The sequence below is a fragment of the Dialister sp. genome (genome assembly GCF_047832375.1).
Taxonomy (GTDB): domain Bacteria; phylum Bacillota; class Negativicutes; order Veillonellales; family Dialisteraceae; genus Dialister.
The window spans coordinates 2,552,314-2,566,703 of the sequence record NZ_CP181256.1 but is presented as its reverse complement, the minus strand read 5'-3'; the positions used below and the strand labels follow the sequence as shown (position 1 = coordinate 2,566,703).

Genomic DNA, 14,390 nt, shown 5'->3' with positions numbered 1-14,390 from the left:
GTACAGCGGCTCCGCCGCCGTTGGAATCCTAAAGACTCTATCCCCAAAACGTGCAATTGACTCTGCAGGAGGCTCTCTTCCCAGAGGAGAGCTGTCCACCGGACTGAGAGATGGTGATGGATGCGCCGCAGGCGAACCAGCTTTCCTGGCTGCTAGCAGCTAGAAGCTAAAAGCCCCTGTACGTTCGGCCGCCCACTTATCCATCCGTCACCTGGCCCGCAGGGCCTATTCAGCGCAAGGCTCAAGGCTGAAAGCTCAAAGCCCCGCCCGTTCGCACGTACTCTCAGACACAAAAAGCCCCCGCGGGACTGCCGATGCAGTCCTGCGGGGGCTTTTACGCGATACAAACGCTTATTACCTGATGAATTTTCCCAGTTCTTTCACGGGGATGGTGTAGAGGAAGCCTTCTCCGATTTCCTTGATCAGGGTGATCTGGATCACGTCGCCCTTGATCTTTTTATCGTGCTTCATGGATTCGAAGAGAATGTCATCGGGGATGGAAGTGCTGATGGGCAGGGACAGGGACTTCAGCACGTACTCCAGGCGGGAGGTGGTGCCTCTCTTGGTGAGGCCCTCCAGCTCGGATCTGCGGGTGATGAGGTACATGCCGATGGCCGTGGCTTCGCCATGGGTGATGCGGGCATCATTGTACCGATAGCACCGTTCGATGGCGCCGCCGATGGTGTGGCCGAAGTCAAGGATCCGCCGCTCTCCCTTGGACAGGGGGTCGATTTCCACATAGTGGGCCTTGATGGTGACGCAGCGGCGGATGATTTCCGGGAGCACCCGGTAGATTTCCGCGTCCGAAGACACCTTTTCGAAAAGTTCGAAGAGGTTCTTGTCCGCCACGCAGCCCAGTTTCACCGCTTCCCCGAGGCCGTTGTGGAAATACCGGCGGGGCAGGGTCTTCGCCATGCCCGGGTCCACGAAAACACCCTTCGGCTGGTAGAAGGTGCCTACGGCATTCTTGCCGGCTCCCTGGTCCAGGTCCAGAGTGATTTTCCCGCCGATGGAACTGCCGATCTGGGACAGCACGGACGTGGGGAACTGGATGTAGGAAATGCCCCTGTGCCAGGTGGCGGCGGTGAAGCCGGTGATATCGCCTACCACGCGGCCGCCGAGGGCGATGAGAACATCGCTGGAGCCAAGGCCAAAGTCCGCCAGGGCGCCGTAGACTTTACTGATGAGATGGAGATTCCGGGATTTTTCACTGGACGGTACCACGATCATCTGGGTCCGAATGCCTGCGTCCTCCAGGGACTTCACGAGCCCCGTGCCATAGAGCCTGTCGATACCGTCTTCCGTGATGATGGCGGCCTTCGAAGCTCCCGTCAGGTCCCGGATGGCCGGCCCCGCCCGGCCTACCAGTCCGTTATCGATGAGGATGTCGTAAGAATCGCTGCCAAGATTAATATGAATCTTATCCATATCCGAATCACCTCTTCTAAATAATCTTAATCTACCTTTATTATAAACCATAGTGTACAGGGGAGAAAGGGTGAGGCTATGGTTGGTTTCAGTTGGAGCAGGGGCTTCTAGCTGCTGGCTGTTAGCCTCTAGGAAAGCTCGACAGCCTGCAGTGCAAAAGAAAGATTTGAGATTTGAGAGTTGAGTTCCAGCGGCTTCGCCGGAAAAAAGCAGAATTGAGAATTGAGTGAAGAGAATTGAGGTCCTGCGGCTCCGCCGCCATCCCAACTGACTCTACCCCCCCCTCGTCATTTCGAGCGGTGGCTAGCGCCGTGATGACACTCCATATAAGAATCACTAAAGCTCCGATGAGTCGAGAAATCTCTCTGGTGTATGACTATGACGGGATTCAAAAGCAGGATGGAGAGTTGAGGAAAGAGGATTGAGGCCAGCCACTAGCTACCAGCTACCAGCCACCCTTCGACCCATCCTCCTCGATCTCGACCTCGACCGCGATCTCGTTACAATCCCTCTTTTCAAAAGGCCCTGTTCTGCATATAATTAATACTGGAATATCAGCAGTCAAACGAAAATGAAAGGAGGCGGCCCATGGGGTTATCGGTGAGGGATATCCTGATCCTGGACTACTTCGACGGCAAACCGGTGCACCATCGCATGCCGCCCTATAAACTGAATATCTACGGCCAGGACGCCAATGACCGGATCGACGAACTCCTGGCGGATGGCTGGATCCGGGCGAGCCGTCCCCAGGAGACGGTGAACATGCTGCCGGACAAGGTGCTTTCCGATTTCCTGAAACGCTATGACCTTTCCGGCGAAGGCACCCATGCGGAACTCACGGGCCGGGTGATTTCTAAGATTCCCGAGAAAGACTATGCCCATGGGGTGCCGAAGATTTACGTCCTCACGAAGGAAGGAAAAGCGGAAATCGGCCACCACATGGCCTACGTGCTGAACGTCCGGGAAAACTACGGCCTCACGGAAGGGGAAATCGGGGAATCCCAGAATGCCCTGTCCCAGCGGGGAGAGCCCTTTACGGCCCGGGACATCCTGAGCCGTGCGTTCCAGCAGAAAATCAACCTTTACACCATGGCCGGCGAATGGTCGAAGCTCCGGAATACCTACTACACCGTGGCAAACTTCTACCTCCGGGCCCGGGACAACAGCAGCGCCCTGTCCTACCTGTACCTGGTCTTCTTCATGGACATGTCGGGCATGGGCAACAAAAATAACCTGGTGCCCTACGAAAACCTCTTCCCCACCCAGAAGGGCATGATCCTCCTCATGGACGAGATCCGGAAGGAACTGAAAATGACCATGGACGACGTGAAGACCTCCTTCCTCTCCTCCATTGCCAGACTGGCGCCGAGGCTTCCCTTCTCCTACTTCTCCGTCCAGATGATGGCGTCCATGCTCCTGGAGCGGCTCCGGGGACAGGACTTTAACGGCACCCGGTACATTGCAGACCGGAACGTGCCGGACCCTTCCTCCAAGGCCTACCACTATGTACCCTACGGCAGGAGCGAAGCCCATGCACCGATTCACAGGACGCCGGTGGTGAAGCCGAAAATCATGGCGCCCCCGGTACTCCGGATGCCCACCTTCACCGCTCCGCCCCCCTTCCGCCCCAGCGAAGGGGCCTATCCCCACCACACCGTACCAAAGCCGGAACCGGAAAAGCCGGTGTCCCCGAAGCCGGTAAAACAGGAAAAGAAGGGCCTCTTCTCGAAACTGAAAGACCTCTTCTGAGGGAATAATTCCTCGGCTCCCCCATCGGGGGAGCTGGCGCCGAAGGCGCCTGAGGGGGTGCATTTCGGATTGCATTTGCCGCGGAGCGGCTGAACGCCCAGCCACCAGCCACCAGCCACTCATCTGCCCCGTCCTCTGTCAATTTCTCGCGTAAATTCTCAAAGTAACTTCCGGTCGCCTGAAACTGGCGATAAGTTCGAGAAATTTGCTGGAAGTTAGTTTGGGAAATTGTAAAAATCGCCTTAATTTTCGTTGTTAATTGTGAATTTTAGAGCAATAAGACTGTTTCAGCGCATGCTAAAAGAAACTTTGAATTGTTATTTTTCAAAGTAAATTCCGGTTGACATGAAGTTGCTTTGAGAAATACTCCTGGCTCTAAAACAAGAAGATGCTGTTGAATTTGTTGCTGGTAAAAGCAAGCAGTTGACAATATCCATTCCGGGGCTGCTGATTTTCGCCTGTTCTCCAATGCTTGTCAAGACGAAAGACATGTCTTGACAAGCATTGGAGAACAGGCGGTCAGCTGGCCAGTCCGGAAATGGATTAGAATGCTACAACTCCAAGTATCTGGAGCAGCTTTGTCGTCTGCACAACGTTTTCAGCAGGAACTTTGCAGATTCCTAAAATGTGGGCAGCCTCCGTACCATAGATGTGGGTAAACATTTCGTAGGCGGTTTTGCCATTAAAGACTGCCCTTTTGGTTGAATTTATGTGGGAAAAGATTATATCTACTTTTTCCTGCTTCAGATTGTCGAAGTTGGCTCCTTTCGGCAGGATGTCACGGAGGAGTGTGTGATTCTTCTCCACGCGGGGCTTTTGGCTGGAGCGCATAGGATCGCAATAAAAGAGGCGTGTTTCCCTCGTTCCGGCCGCATTCATCTCGATGCCATCTATATTGGCGAATTCTCCCCCGTTATCTGTAAGGATAAGAGAGAAACAACTGGCAAAGGGAATGCCGGCATCGGTGAATTTCTGACGGAGGGTTTGAAACTGCTCCGTTACAGCTTGGGCCGTCTTGTTGGGCAGCAGCCGGCCAAACATGAAATTGCTGTTGGTAAAGAGCATTGTAAGCAGTACCTTGCCTCCGACACGTCCAATTACAGTGTCCATCTCAACCCAGTGCGTAATATGATTTGCAGCGATATGCTGCTGGAAATCTTCATATGCGCGGCCTTTCTTTGCTCCATACGGCACATATTCAAGCTGACGGGGCTTGCGGGATCTGAATTTGACCATACGGGGAAGTTCGATCGGGCTGAAAGAGCAGTATCCTTTCTTGATATAGCGGTAAACAGTAGCCTGCGACGCCTGAATTTCCTCGGTCTGCATAATGTGGTAAATATGCTGCCCTTTCTTTATCCCTTCCCGGAGCTTCCTGTCAGTATCCCAGAAACTGGCTTTATTAAGTGCAATACCGGTTCTGGATTCTGACCTGAGGGCCTCATAATCTTTTTGGGCAGATTTGGCTCTATAGACCAGACGTTTAAGATGACAGTATGGCTTTTGCTTACAGCCATTGCAGACATAAGGCGAATGGGTGAGTTTGGGACATTCGTCGTTTAAGACACGGCCACTGTCATCGCGGCGAGTCCAGTTGTTTGCAGCCAATTCCCGATGTTTACGTACTTCCTTAGATATTGTGCTGGCATCCTTTCCAATAGTACGTGCAATTTCGGAGAAAGTAGATTGGGATTTGAGCATCGCTTCGATGGTGAGTCGGTCATCAAAGGTGAGATGTTTGTTCTTCCTTGTAGAATTGACAATGTTGCTCATAGTTAACCTCATATTCCACGAGTATTTCTCAAGTTAAATTCTACCAAATGTCAGTTCTCAAAGTAAATTCCAGAATGACCTTCAGAGCTGGAACTTACTTTGCGAAATTGCTTGTCAATTTCTCGTTTTGGAACGCATTGGGGACAAAACCATGCTTCCCTTTACAAATTCCCCCATATTATGTAAAATAACATTAATGCGTTTGTAGCTCAGCTGGATAGAGCAGCGGTTTCCTAAACCGTGTGTCGGGAGTTCGAATCTCCCCAAGCGCACCACGAAAAAATCAGCACCTTTGGAAAATTCCAAAGGTGCTTTTTTATTACATGGTGCCAATTCATTTCAATTTCATTCTTTGGTATCAGCTGTTTTCCAGCCGATTATCACACAGCGCAGCTCATTTACGGTGACTGCATTTCCGCTTCCTGCCTGTTTTAAAGAGGGAATCCATTCTATGTTCTATCTCTTGCCGGCTGAGTCAAGTAAGTGGAGCCGCACTTCAGAAATTCCGGCATGTCCTGCCTATCCCTGGGATAGGCATTATCAATCCTATTGTTATATGTATTCAAGTGGCAGTTCCATTTAAAAAGCACCTCTGCGTTTTGACAGAGGTGCTTTATGTATAGCGTCAGGGGCATTCCCTATGAAGCTGGCGAATCAGTTTTTTTACGCGGTCATCGATTTCCCGGATGACTTCAAGGTAAACCTTTTCGTCCTTGCCGGCAGTGTCTTCCAGATGCCAGTCTTCGTCGAAGGGACGGCCCATATGGGGGCAGCCGGTGAGGCAGCCCATGGAGATAAGGACGTCTGGACGGGGAATGGCGGACAGGGGCTTGGGAGTCTGCATCTTTTCCATATCTATATGGTAGAGGGTTTTCAGGAGCCTCCGGGCAGTGGGGTCGATGCGGCTTTCCGGCGTGGTGCCGGCGGAGCAGAAGGTAAAGGAGGAATCATATTTCCTGGCCAGGGCTTCTGCTATCTGGCTGCGGCAGGCGTTGTGGGTGCAGAGGAAGGCAATCACCGGTTTATGATTCATGGGAAAACCATCCTTTCGTATGGTTGGCGATTCTGACCAGGGTGAGCATGACCGGCACTTCCGTGAGGACGCCTACGGTGGTGGCCAGGGCGGCGGGGCTGGAGGCACCGAAGAGGGCTACAGCCACCGCTACAGAAAGTTCAAAGAAATTGGAGGCGCCAATCATGCCGGCAGGAGCAGCGATGGAGAAGGGAAGCTTCAGCATATGGGCAGCGCCATAGGCCAGGAAGAAGATAAGGAAGGTCTGAATGGTTAAGGGTACTGCGATGAGAAGGATGTGCAGGGGATTGGAAAGGATCATGTCCGCCTGGGAGCTGAAGATGATGACCAATGTGAGAAGAAGGCCTGTCGTGGTTACATGGTCGAATTTGTGGACGAAAACCTTATCCAGATAGGCTTCGCCGCGGTCCTTCACCACCAGGCGGCGGGTCAGTACGCCGCCGGATAGAGGAATGACTACAAAAAGGAAGACGCTGACAAAGAGAATGTCATAGGGAACGGAAACCTGGGAAACGCCCAGAAGGAATTTCACAATCGGCACGAAGGCCACCAGGATGATCAGGTCGTTGGTGGCCACCTGAACCACTGTGTACGCCGGATTTCCATGGGTGAGAGTGCTCCACACAAAGACCATGGCCGTGCAGGGGGCAGCGCCCAGAAGGACGGCGCCGGCCAGGTACTGTCTGGCCAGCTCCGGATCCATGAAGGCGCCAAACAGGTGGAAGAAGAAAAAGGCGGCAATGCCGTACATGGTGAAGGGCTTAATGAGCCAGTTCGTTACCCAGGTCACCAGAAGGCCCTTTTCATTTCTTCCAGCCTGTTTGATACTCTGGAAATCGACTTTAATCATCATGGGGTAAATCATGATCCAGATGAGCACTGCCATGGGAAGAGAAATGCCATCTATCTGCAGACGCCCCAGAAAGCGGGGCAGGGCGGGAAGGAAATGGCCCAGGGCCACGCCCAGTGCCATGCACATCAGCACCCACAGGGTGAGATAGCGCTGGAAGAAACTCATATTTCTTCCTGTATCAGCAGCATGCATGATGGTCATCTCCTGTGTTTGTTACCTGAAACAGATCCTGAATGAAACGGGCGAGCTCCCGGCCATTGGCCTGGTTCAGGGAGTAATACACCCATCTGCCTTCTTTTCGGCTGTTAACCAGACCGGCCTCACAGAGTACCTTCATGTGGTGGGACAGGGTGGGCTGGGAGAAATGGAGATTTTCTAGAAGCACGCAGGCGCATCGTTCGCCCTGCTCAAGCAGTTTGATAATGCGAAGGCGGCTTTCATCGGTGATGGCCTTCAGCATGATGATTTGTTCTTTTGGCATAGGTTTAGGGACCTCCTCGTATTTACCGACATCAATATATTGAAGAGCATAGCACATAGATTGACCTGCGTCAATATGTGAAGCAGAAAGGGGTGGAGAGGGAGGGTTGGAGCTATGGGGCCATCCAGGGGCGGAGCCCCATGGCGGCTTGCATCCGGGCGCCAAAGGCGTCTGAGCCTTACTGCCTGTGGAAATACGGTTTCCCCGCAAATCTGCAAAGCGCATGGATGACGGCAGGCAGGGGTTTTCCAGCGAATGGGTCCCTTATTTCCTTGCCACCGCTGCCACGGCCAGGATGATGAGGGCCATGCCGAGGAGCTCCCAGAAACCGAAGGTGAGGCGGAAGATGAGAAAGGAAAAAAGAATGGAGGACAGCGGTTCGATGGCGGAAATAATGCTGGCTTCCGTAGGGAGGATATAGGCCACGCTGCTGAGGTAGAGAACAAAGGAGCAGACCGTGCCGAAAATGACCACATAAGCGAAGGCAAGGAGTACGGATGTATCCACGGTGCCGGTGAAAGGCGTGAGGGCTGTCACCGGCAGGAGGAAGAAGGAGGCGGTGAACATCCCCCAGCCTACCACCAGGGGCGCTCCGTATTTCTTAATGATACGCACCGGTTCCACCGTATAGAGGGCACAGGCCAGGGCTGAGAGAAGGCCCCAGAAAAGGGCTTTTTCAGAAATGGCCAGACTTTTGAAGTCACCGCCCGTGGCAATGAGGGCCGTGCCGGCGATGGCGAAGAAGGCGCAGAAAAGCTCCCTCATCCGGGGCCGCCTCTTTTCTGACAGGCAGTACCAGAAAATGATTAGGATAGGCATGAGGTATTCCAGAATGGTAGCGGTAGGAGCATTGCTGTATTGGATAGAGGCAAAGTAGCCGTACTGGGTGCCCAGCATGCCGAAGGCACTGAAAATGAGGAGGTCCCGGCGATCCTTCCGGTCTTTCCACAGGGCGGATATATTTCCTTTGAAGAAATGGGTCAGAAGAAGTAAAAGAAATCCGGCGGTCAGGAGCCGGAAAAAGGTAAGCCATGCAGGGGCTATATGTTCATTAATTAGAAGAAACTGGCCTGCAATGCCGCTGCTGCCCCAGAAGACGGAGCCGGCAGAGGCAGAGAGGAGCCCTTTTTTCCTATCAGCAGTCATCGAATCATCCTTTCAGCCTGTTTTACGAGCATATCATAACAAATGGAAATAAGGGCCGCAAGGAAGGGCGCTCTTTCCTGAAAGGTCCGGCAGGAGGGGCGGAGGGAATGACAGATGTTTCCTGGCGGCGCAGGGGAGATGGAAAAGCAGGGGAAAGTTTTTTATTTCCCTTTCTTGAGACTGGGCATTCCTCGACCGGACTATGTACACAGAGAAACGGAGAGAGCGGAGCCGGCCCGGGCGGCAGGCTTTCTACGGTTCTCCTGGAGATTTCATTTAGAAAGGAAGGATACCCAAGAAAAATCTGGCACTCGTATTCAAAACCAACAGTAAATCCACCATGACCATTACCCTGGCCAATCCCAGGGATAATGTGACTCTGGACGAAGTCAAAGCGGCAGCAGCGAAAATGATTCCCGTCCTCGTCACCAGCGCAGGGGCAGATGTGACGGACCTGGAAAAAGCCACTGTAATCACCACCTCTGAAGAAGAGCTGGCCTGACTTGTTGTAAAGGTAGAAAGGAAGTCATACTATGGCAGTGAAAAAGGAAGCATACGACGTAAAGGTTCAGATTCGTTTCGAGAATGGTACTGACAGCTACGGCAAAACCGCCGTGAAGACCATGTCTCTGGGACAGATCAAACTGGGCGCTACAGACCAGGAGCTCCTGGATGCAGGGACCGCCCTGGCAGGTCTCTCCTCCATGCCTCTGGCAGGGATTCGGAGAATCGATACCGGTGACCTCGTGGAAGGCTGAGGTATAAACGGCAAAGGCCGCGGAGAAATCCGCGGCCTTTTGCGTGTGCGCCCAGCATGGGCGCACTCTTAAGGGTGAAAGTCCCTAGACCGCCCGACAGCGGGAAGGTCATAGCCGAACACCAAGGGTGTCCATCGTGAGGTGGAATCTGAAGGAAGGTGCAGGCAAATCTCCGGTCCGATGTACAAGAACCACATAAGGCTACGGCAGGATGGATAAGGTTGCTCGACAAACTGAAATCCCATAGCTGTACGGAATCCTGTAGAGTACATGTGGCGGATATATGGAGAGAAAGAGTGCGTTCTTACCTGGGGAGGTCTCACGGACACAGCAGAATAAGGCTGTATTTACTGGGCTGTGCTGTGGTTGAAATAAGATTTGCCGTGAGAAGTCAGCAGAGGCCATAGTACCAGATGGCTCATAGGCATCTGGGAAGGGCCGAACTTTAGGAGATGTTAGTCAATGAAAGTAACCAACCGTGGGCTTAAAGGCAGACAACTTCAGAAAGAAGACTACTGGCAGAAAGCAGCTGCGGAACAGCAGGGATATGCCGGAGTGCCCATCCATGTGAGGATTGCTGAAAACAACAACATCATCGCAGACTTGCATAAGCAGGAATGCGAAAACTAAAGAACCGCCGTATACCGAACGGTACGTACGGTGGTGTGAGAGGTCGGCGGGCCGAAGCCCGCCTCCTACTCGATGTGTGCCCAGCATGGGCGCACTCTTAAGGGTGAAAGTCCCTAGACCGCCCGACAGCGGGAAGGTCATAGCCGAACACCAAGGGTGTCCATCGTGAGGTGGAATCTGAAGGAAGGTGCAGGCAAATCTCCGGTCCGATGTACAAGAACCACATAAGGCTACGGCAGGATGGATAAGGTTGCTCGACAAACTGAAATCCCATAGCTGTACGGAATCCTGCAGAGTACATGTGGCGGATATATGGAGAGAAAGAGTGCGTTCTTACCTGGGGAGGTCTCACGGACACAGCAGAATAAGGCTGTATTTACTGGGCTGTGCTGTGGTTGAAATAAGATTTGCCGTGAGAAGTCAGCAGAGGCCATAGTACCAGATGGCTCATAGGCATCTGGGAAGGGCCGAACTTTAGGAGATGTTAGTCAATGAAAGTAACCAACCATGGGCTTAAAGGCAGACAACTTCAGAAAGAAGACTACTGGCAGAAAGCAGCTGCGGAACAGCAAGGATATGCCGGAGTGCCCATCCATGTGAGGATTGCTGAAAACAACAACATCATCGCAGACTTGCATAAGCAGGAATGCGAAAACTAAAGAACCGCCGTATACCGAACGGTACGTACGGTGGTGTGAGAGGTCGGCGGGCCGAAGCCCGCCTCCTACTCGATGGAAGGAGGCTATCTATCAGCGGCTGTGCTGCCGTTGGAATCCTGATGACTCTATCCCAAAAACGTGAAATTGACTCTGCAGCAGGCTCTCTTCTCAGAAGAGAGCTGCCCACGGGGCTGAGAGATGGTGGTGGAATTTTCGCAAGTGAGACATCAGGCGGTCAGGCAATCAGATGTCAGACAGTCCAGCCGGCGGCGCGTCTATCAGCTAACCTTCGTCTGCTTCGCAGAACCCGCCTCTGCGAGGCGGATCCATCCCCCGGCCTTTGGCCGCACCCCTTCTCTAAGGGGGGACGCTTTATGCGGATAAAGTCATCTGTGACAAACTGTTTTCTGTTGGCGGCGTAGCCGCTGGACCTCAACTCTCTTTTTGTAACACCGTCATAGTCATTTACCAGAAAGATTTCTCGACTCTTTCTCACATACTATTCTTACAGATACAGTCACTACGGCGCTATACACCGCTCGAAATGACGTTTTACGGCAGAGTCATTTTACCGGTATCGTTATTCCTGTAATCGACTCTAACCACTCTGGTCCTCTGTTTCGCAGAACCCGCCTCTGCGAGGCGGATTCATCCTGTGCCTTTGGCGCGGCCCTTCTCCAAGGGCCTGCATGATTAAGGATAGAGTAACATTACGTGTTGACGACCAGCGGCTTCGCCGCCGTTGGAATCCTAAAGACTCTGCCCCCAAAACGTGGAGATGACTCAGCAGTAGGCTCCCTTTTTCAAAGGGAGCTCCCCACCGGGGTGAGGGATTCTGATGGAAGCGCCGCAGGCTGGACCTCAAATCTCAACTCTCAAGTCTCAATTCTGCTTTTTTCAATCTATTTACAAAAGTCCACATTCCGTCAAAAATGTTGGACTTTTATTTTATTTCTAATTTTCTTTTTTCTATCTCCATACAAATTCCTGCCGAAACCGTTGCATTTTTTCCGTATCATGGAACTCAGAACAACAATAAAAGAAGTGATGAATACTATTCATCGGGAGAGCACGGTCAAAGGTTGGTGCTTTCCAAGGGAAGGAGCAGAGGTATGAAAAAAGCATGGATGAAAGCAGCTGTTTGCGCAGTACTGGCAGGAGGTGCCCTTCTTGGGGGCGCATTTCCTTCTCAGGCATCGGCTATCCGGATTCTTCCGGTAGACACCGCCAAGTTCTGGGCAGGCGCTCGCTTTGATTTCGATGTGGAAGTATCCAACGCCAAGAACCTGCAGTCCGTGGACGTACAGGTGAACGGTGTTCCGGCAGAGAAGTTCTTCGGTAAGAAAGCAGTCACAAAGGATCTCGGAAACGGTGTGACTTCTTACCGCATCGATGATGTGGACTTTGCTAAGACCGGCAAGGTAGAAGTGACTGTCAATGCAAAGGACAGCCTTGGTGTTTCCAAAGCCACCGCCGGCTACAATGTGGTCCATGAAGCGGCTGTGAAGAAGGCAAAGAACGTGATCCTCTTCGTGGGTGACGGCATGTCTCCCCAGGCCCGTGAAATTGCCCGCATCCTTTCCAAGGGCATGACCAACGGCAAGTACAATGACCTGCTGGCTATGGAAAAACTGGAACACAACGCAGTGATCACCACTTCCGGCTACGATTCCCTGGTTACCGACAGTGCGAACTCCGCATCCGCCTATGCTACAGGCCATAAGTCCGTGGTCAATGCCATGGGTGTCTATGAAGATTCCACAAAGGATCCCTTCGATGATCCGAAGGTAGAAAATATTTCTGAAATCCTCAAGAGAACTAGAGGCATGTCCATCGGTATCATCACCCAGGCGGAATCCACCGATGCTACACCGGCTGCCATGATCGGCCATACCCGCCGGAGAGCCAACCAGGATTTCCTGGCTAAGAGCTACCTCGATGCTTACCATCGCCCGGACGTCATCATGGGCGGCGGCTCTGCCCGTTACCTGCCGAAATCCGTTCCCGGATCCAAGAGAAAGGATAACGACAATATTATCCAGGATTTCAAGGACCTGGGATACACCTTCGCTTCCACTTCCAAAGAAATGATGGCAGCTCCGGACAACAAGCCGCTGCTGGGCCTCTTCCATACGGGCACCATGAACGTATACATCGACCGGGAAATGCTGAAGAATCCGAAGGTCCTGAAGGGCTTCGACGACCAGCCGAACCTCATGAACATGACAAAGAAATCCCTGGACATCCTCTCCAGGAACCCGAACGGCTTCTTCGCCATGATTGAAGGGGCTTCCATCGATAAACAGCTCCATGTCATGGACTGGCAGCGGGCAGCCTACGATACCATCGAATTCGATAAGTCCATCGAATACGCTGAACAGTGGGCGAAGGAACACGGCGACAACACCCTGATCATCGTCCTCGCCGACCATGCACACGGCATTTCCATCAGCGGCACCTACCATGAACGGGATGGCAAGAAGGGTACCGAAGCCGTTCGGGTCTATGCAAACTCCATTTTCCCCACATTCAAGGATGCCGACCACGATGGCTTCCCGGATAACCCGGATCCCGATGTGACCCTGGCTGTCCAGTACGCTAACCATCCGGAATACTATGAAAACTACCACTTCATGAAGACCCCGACTCCGCCGGCCCTGGCTGTAACGGAAACGAAGGAAGAAGCGGTAAAGAACGGGGACAACGTAGAATACCACCAGGTATCCCATGCTTCCTCCAAGGCAAACCCGGCTCGTATCCATCCGGGCGACCCGGCTGAACTGATGCCGGCCAACACCCCGAAGGACGATCCCCAGGAATGCCATTCCGCCGATGATATTCTCCTCAATGCCGGCGGCCCTGGCTCCGAATACTTCCATGGCACCATGGATAATACGGAAGTCTTCTTCGGCATGATGAGAGCCCTCGGCATCGACGCAACAAAGAATAAGAAGTAAGAAAGAGGGAAAATCCCTGAGCAGTTAACCTCCCCCATCTATGGGGGAGGGGGACCGCGTCAGCGGTGGTGGGGGTCGATGGCAGGATGAATCAATCCTATTGGCAGGATTGGCAATAGAGCCAATCCGGAGAGCCCCCTCCGCCCTTCGGGCACCTCCCCCATAGATGGGGGAGGTTACTCCCCCAATTTCCACACTTCCAAGGACATATGATTGATGAAACGATTACTTTTGATTTCCTTTATGATTCTATCCCTGTTCATGGTGGCGGCTCCGGCGGCAGAGGCGGAAGAGTTATCTTTTGACGAAATTTATTCCTCCTACTCCTCCGACGGTCTCACTTTCTCGGACAAGGTGCAGAGTCTTGAAGGCGGCACAGTGACCATCTCGGGCTACATGGCCCCGCCACTGACGCCGACCATACATTTCTTCGTGCTCACTGAAGTCCCTATGTCTGTCTGCCCCTTCTGTTCCAGTGACGCAGACTGGCCTGATAACATCATCGTTGTCAAAGTAGACGACCCCATTACCGCACTCCCTTACGATACCCCCATCACCGTTACAGGCACTCTGGAGATAGGCAGTGAGACCGACGAAGAAACCGGATTTGTGAGCCAGCTGAGAATCCATGCAGATTCCATCGACAGCTGATTTCTCCTGCCGGCCCATCGTTTGACTGATTAGGGCTGTGAAATGGTTCCACCATTCACGGCCTTTTTCTGTGGGAAAGGGAGAGATTTGAGGAAAGAGAGTTGAGAGTTGAGTTCCAGCCGCTTCGCGGCGGGACCGTGAGATACCGTAATGGTAAGCAGCTCAGTGTAAGATGACCCGAAAAATGCAGGCCCTTGGAGAAGGGCCGCGCCAAAGGCGTAGGATGGATGGTCGGGAATTTGGAGAAAACCACCTGCTACGCAGGTCTCGCC

Annotated in this window: 14 protein-coding genes and 1 tRNA gene; 9 read left to right on the top strand and 6 right to left on the bottom strand. The window is 52.8% G+C overall.

Annotated elements, in window-relative coordinates; genetic code table 11:
• Positions 1–354: 354 nt before the first annotated feature.
• Positions 355–1,428 (bottom strand): 3-dehydroquinate synthase family protein, encoded by a 1,074-nt coding sequence (locus ACFWUL_RS10225; protein WP_416177206.1) that lies wholly within the window; start codon positions 1,426–1,428, stop codon positions 355–357.
• Between the two features lie 588 nt (positions 1,429–2,016).
• Here ACFWUL_RS10225 and ACFWUL_RS10220 point away from each other — a divergent pair.
• Complete coding sequence (locus ACFWUL_RS10220) at positions 2,017–3,177, top strand: hypothetical protein (RefSeq protein WP_416177205.1); 1,161 nt, start codon at positions 2,017–2,019, stop codon at positions 3,175–3,177.
• A gap of 543 nt (positions 3,178–3,720) precedes the next feature.
• Here ACFWUL_RS10220 and ACFWUL_RS10215 read toward each other — a convergent pair.
• Positions 3,721–4,950, bottom strand: coding sequence for an IS30 family transposase (locus ACFWUL_RS10215; protein WP_416177204.1), 1,230 nt, complete (start codon positions 4,948–4,950; stop codon positions 3,721–3,723).
• Between the two features lie 198 nt (positions 4,951–5,148).
• On the opposite strand from ACFWUL_RS10215, the gene ACFWUL_RS10210 reads away from it, so the two are divergent.
• Positions 5,149–5,225 (top strand) — tRNA-Arg (locus ACFWUL_RS10210).
• Positions 5,226–5,575: 350 nt separating this feature from the next.
• Here the strand turns inward: ACFWUL_RS10210 and ACFWUL_RS10205 are convergent.
• The 4 genes from ACFWUL_RS10205 to ACFWUL_RS10190 all read right to left on the bottom strand — a co-directional run bounded on the left by ACFWUL_RS10205 (position 5,576) and on the right by ACFWUL_RS10190 (position 8,463).
• On the bottom strand, positions 5,576–5,983 hold the full coding sequence (locus ACFWUL_RS10205) for an arsenate reductase ArsC (RefSeq protein ID WP_416177203.1): 408 nt from the start codon (positions 5,981–5,983) through the stop codon (positions 5,576–5,578).
• Positions 5,973–7,028, bottom strand: a complete 1,056-nt coding sequence (gene arsB, locus ACFWUL_RS10200; protein WP_416177202.1) for an ACR3 family arsenite efflux transporter — start codon at positions 7,026–7,028, stop codon at positions 5,973–5,975. The genes ACFWUL_RS10205 and arsB overlap by 11 nt, the downstream gene beginning before the upstream one ends.
• A complete protein-coding gene (locus ACFWUL_RS10195; protein WP_416177201.1) occupies positions 7,015–7,317 on the bottom strand; it encodes an ArsR/SmtB family transcription factor in 303 nt (100 codons plus the stop codon). The genes arsB and ACFWUL_RS10195 overlap by 14 nt, the downstream gene beginning before the upstream one ends.
• A 264-nt stretch (positions 7,318–7,581) precedes the next feature.
• Positions 7,582–8,463, bottom strand: a complete 882-nt coding sequence (locus tag ACFWUL_RS10190; RefSeq protein WP_273314958.1) for a DMT family transporter — start codon at positions 8,461–8,463, stop codon at positions 7,582–7,584.
• 107 nt (positions 8,464–8,570) lie between these two features.
• On the opposite strand from ACFWUL_RS10190, the gene ACFWUL_RS10185 reads away from it, so the two are divergent.
• The 7 genes from ACFWUL_RS10185 to ACFWUL_RS10155 all read left to right on the top strand — a co-directional run bounded on the left by ACFWUL_RS10185 (position 8,571) and on the right by ACFWUL_RS10155 (position 14,118).
• Positions 8,571–8,807 carry a hypothetical protein gene (locus ACFWUL_RS10185; protein WP_416177200.1) on the top strand — a complete coding sequence of 79 codons (237 nt, stop codon included), beginning with the start codon at positions 8,571–8,573 and terminating at the stop codon, positions 8,805–8,807.
• Positions 8,804–8,965 (top strand): DUF2922 family protein, encoded by a 162-nt coding sequence (locus tag ACFWUL_RS10180; RefSeq protein ID WP_416177199.1) that lies wholly within the window; start codon positions 8,804–8,806, stop codon positions 8,963–8,965. Before ACFWUL_RS10185 ends, ACFWUL_RS10180 begins: the two co-directional genes overlap by 4 nt.
• Before the next feature lie 31 nt (positions 8,966–8,996).
• The gene (locus ACFWUL_RS10175; RefSeq protein ID WP_273187952.1) at positions 8,997–9,221 is read left to right on the top strand and encodes a DUF1659 domain-containing protein; all 225 of its coding nucleotides are present in this window, start codon (positions 8,997–8,999) and stop codon (positions 9,219–9,221) included.
• A gap of 462 nt (positions 9,222–9,683) precedes the next feature.
• Positions 9,684–9,851 carry a hypothetical protein gene (locus ACFWUL_RS10170; protein ID WP_416177198.1) on the top strand — a complete coding sequence of 56 codons (168 nt, stop codon included), beginning with the start codon at positions 9,684–9,686 and terminating at the stop codon, positions 9,849–9,851.
• Positions 9,852–10,342: 491 nt separating this feature from the next.
• Positions 10,343–10,510 (top strand): hypothetical protein, encoded by a 168-nt coding sequence (locus tag ACFWUL_RS10165; RefSeq protein WP_297041640.1) that lies wholly within the window; start codon positions 10,343–10,345, stop codon positions 10,508–10,510.
• A 1,112-nt stretch (positions 10,511–11,622) separates the two neighbouring features.
• A complete protein-coding gene (locus tag ACFWUL_RS10160) occupies positions 11,623–13,467 on the top strand; it encodes an alkaline phosphatase (protein ID WP_416177197.1) in 1,845 nt (614 codons plus the stop codon).
• A 216-nt stretch (positions 13,468–13,683) separates the two neighbouring features.
• The gene (locus ACFWUL_RS10155) at positions 13,684–14,118 is read left to right on the top strand and encodes a hypothetical protein (protein WP_416177196.1); all 435 of its coding nucleotides are present in this window, start codon (positions 13,684–13,686) and stop codon (positions 14,116–14,118) included.
• Positions 14,119–14,390: the final 272 nt, after the last annotated feature.

Bases quoted from the DNA above. Each gene is read 5' to 3' on its own strand.
- ACFWUL_RS10225 (WP_416177206.1), bottom strand. From the start codon at position 1,428: ATGGATAAGATTCATATTAATCTTGGCAGCGATTCTTACGACATCCTC.
- ACFWUL_RS10220 (WP_416177205.1), top strand. From the start codon at position 2,017: ATGGGGTTATCGGTGAGGGATATCCTGATCCTGGACTACTTCGACGGC.
- ACFWUL_RS10215 (WP_416177204.1), bottom strand. From the start codon at position 4,950: ATGAGCAACATTGTCAATTCTACAAGGAAGAACAAACATCTCACCTTT.
- ACFWUL_RS10205 (WP_416177203.1), bottom strand. From the start codon at position 5,983: ATGAATCATAAACCGGTGATTGCCTTCCTCTGCACCCACAACGCCTGC.
- arsB (WP_416177202.1), bottom strand. From the start codon at position 7,028: ATGCATGCTGCTGATACAGGAAGAAATATGAGTTTCTTCCAGCGCTAT.
- ACFWUL_RS10195 (WP_416177201.1), bottom strand. From the start codon at position 7,317: ATGCCAAAAGAACAAATCATCATGCTGAAGGCCATCACCGATGAAAGC.
- ACFWUL_RS10190 (WP_273314958.1), bottom strand. From the start codon at position 8,463: ATGACTGCTGATAGGAAAAAAGGGCTCCTCTCTGCCTCTGCCGGCTCC.
- ACFWUL_RS10185 (WP_416177200.1), top strand. From the start codon at position 8,571: ATGACAGATGTTTCCTGGCGGCGCAGGGGAGATGGAAAAGCAGGGGAA.
- ACFWUL_RS10180 (WP_416177199.1), top strand. From the start codon at position 8,804: ATGACCATTACCCTGGCCAATCCCAGGGATAATGTGACTCTGGACGAA.
- ACFWUL_RS10175 (WP_273187952.1), top strand. From the start codon at position 8,997: ATGGCAGTGAAAAAGGAAGCATACGACGTAAAGGTTCAGATTCGTTTC.
- ACFWUL_RS10170 (WP_416177198.1), top strand. From the start codon at position 9,684: ATGAAAGTAACCAACCGTGGGCTTAAAGGCAGACAACTTCAGAAAGAA.
- ACFWUL_RS10165 (WP_297041640.1), top strand. From the start codon at position 10,343: ATGAAAGTAACCAACCATGGGCTTAAAGGCAGACAACTTCAGAAAGAA.
- ACFWUL_RS10160 (WP_416177197.1), top strand. From the start codon at position 11,623: ATGAAAAAAGCATGGATGAAAGCAGCTGTTTGCGCAGTACTGGCAGGA.
- ACFWUL_RS10155 (WP_416177196.1), top strand. From the start codon at position 13,684: ATGAAACGATTACTTTTGATTTCCTTTATGATTCTATCCCTGTTCATG.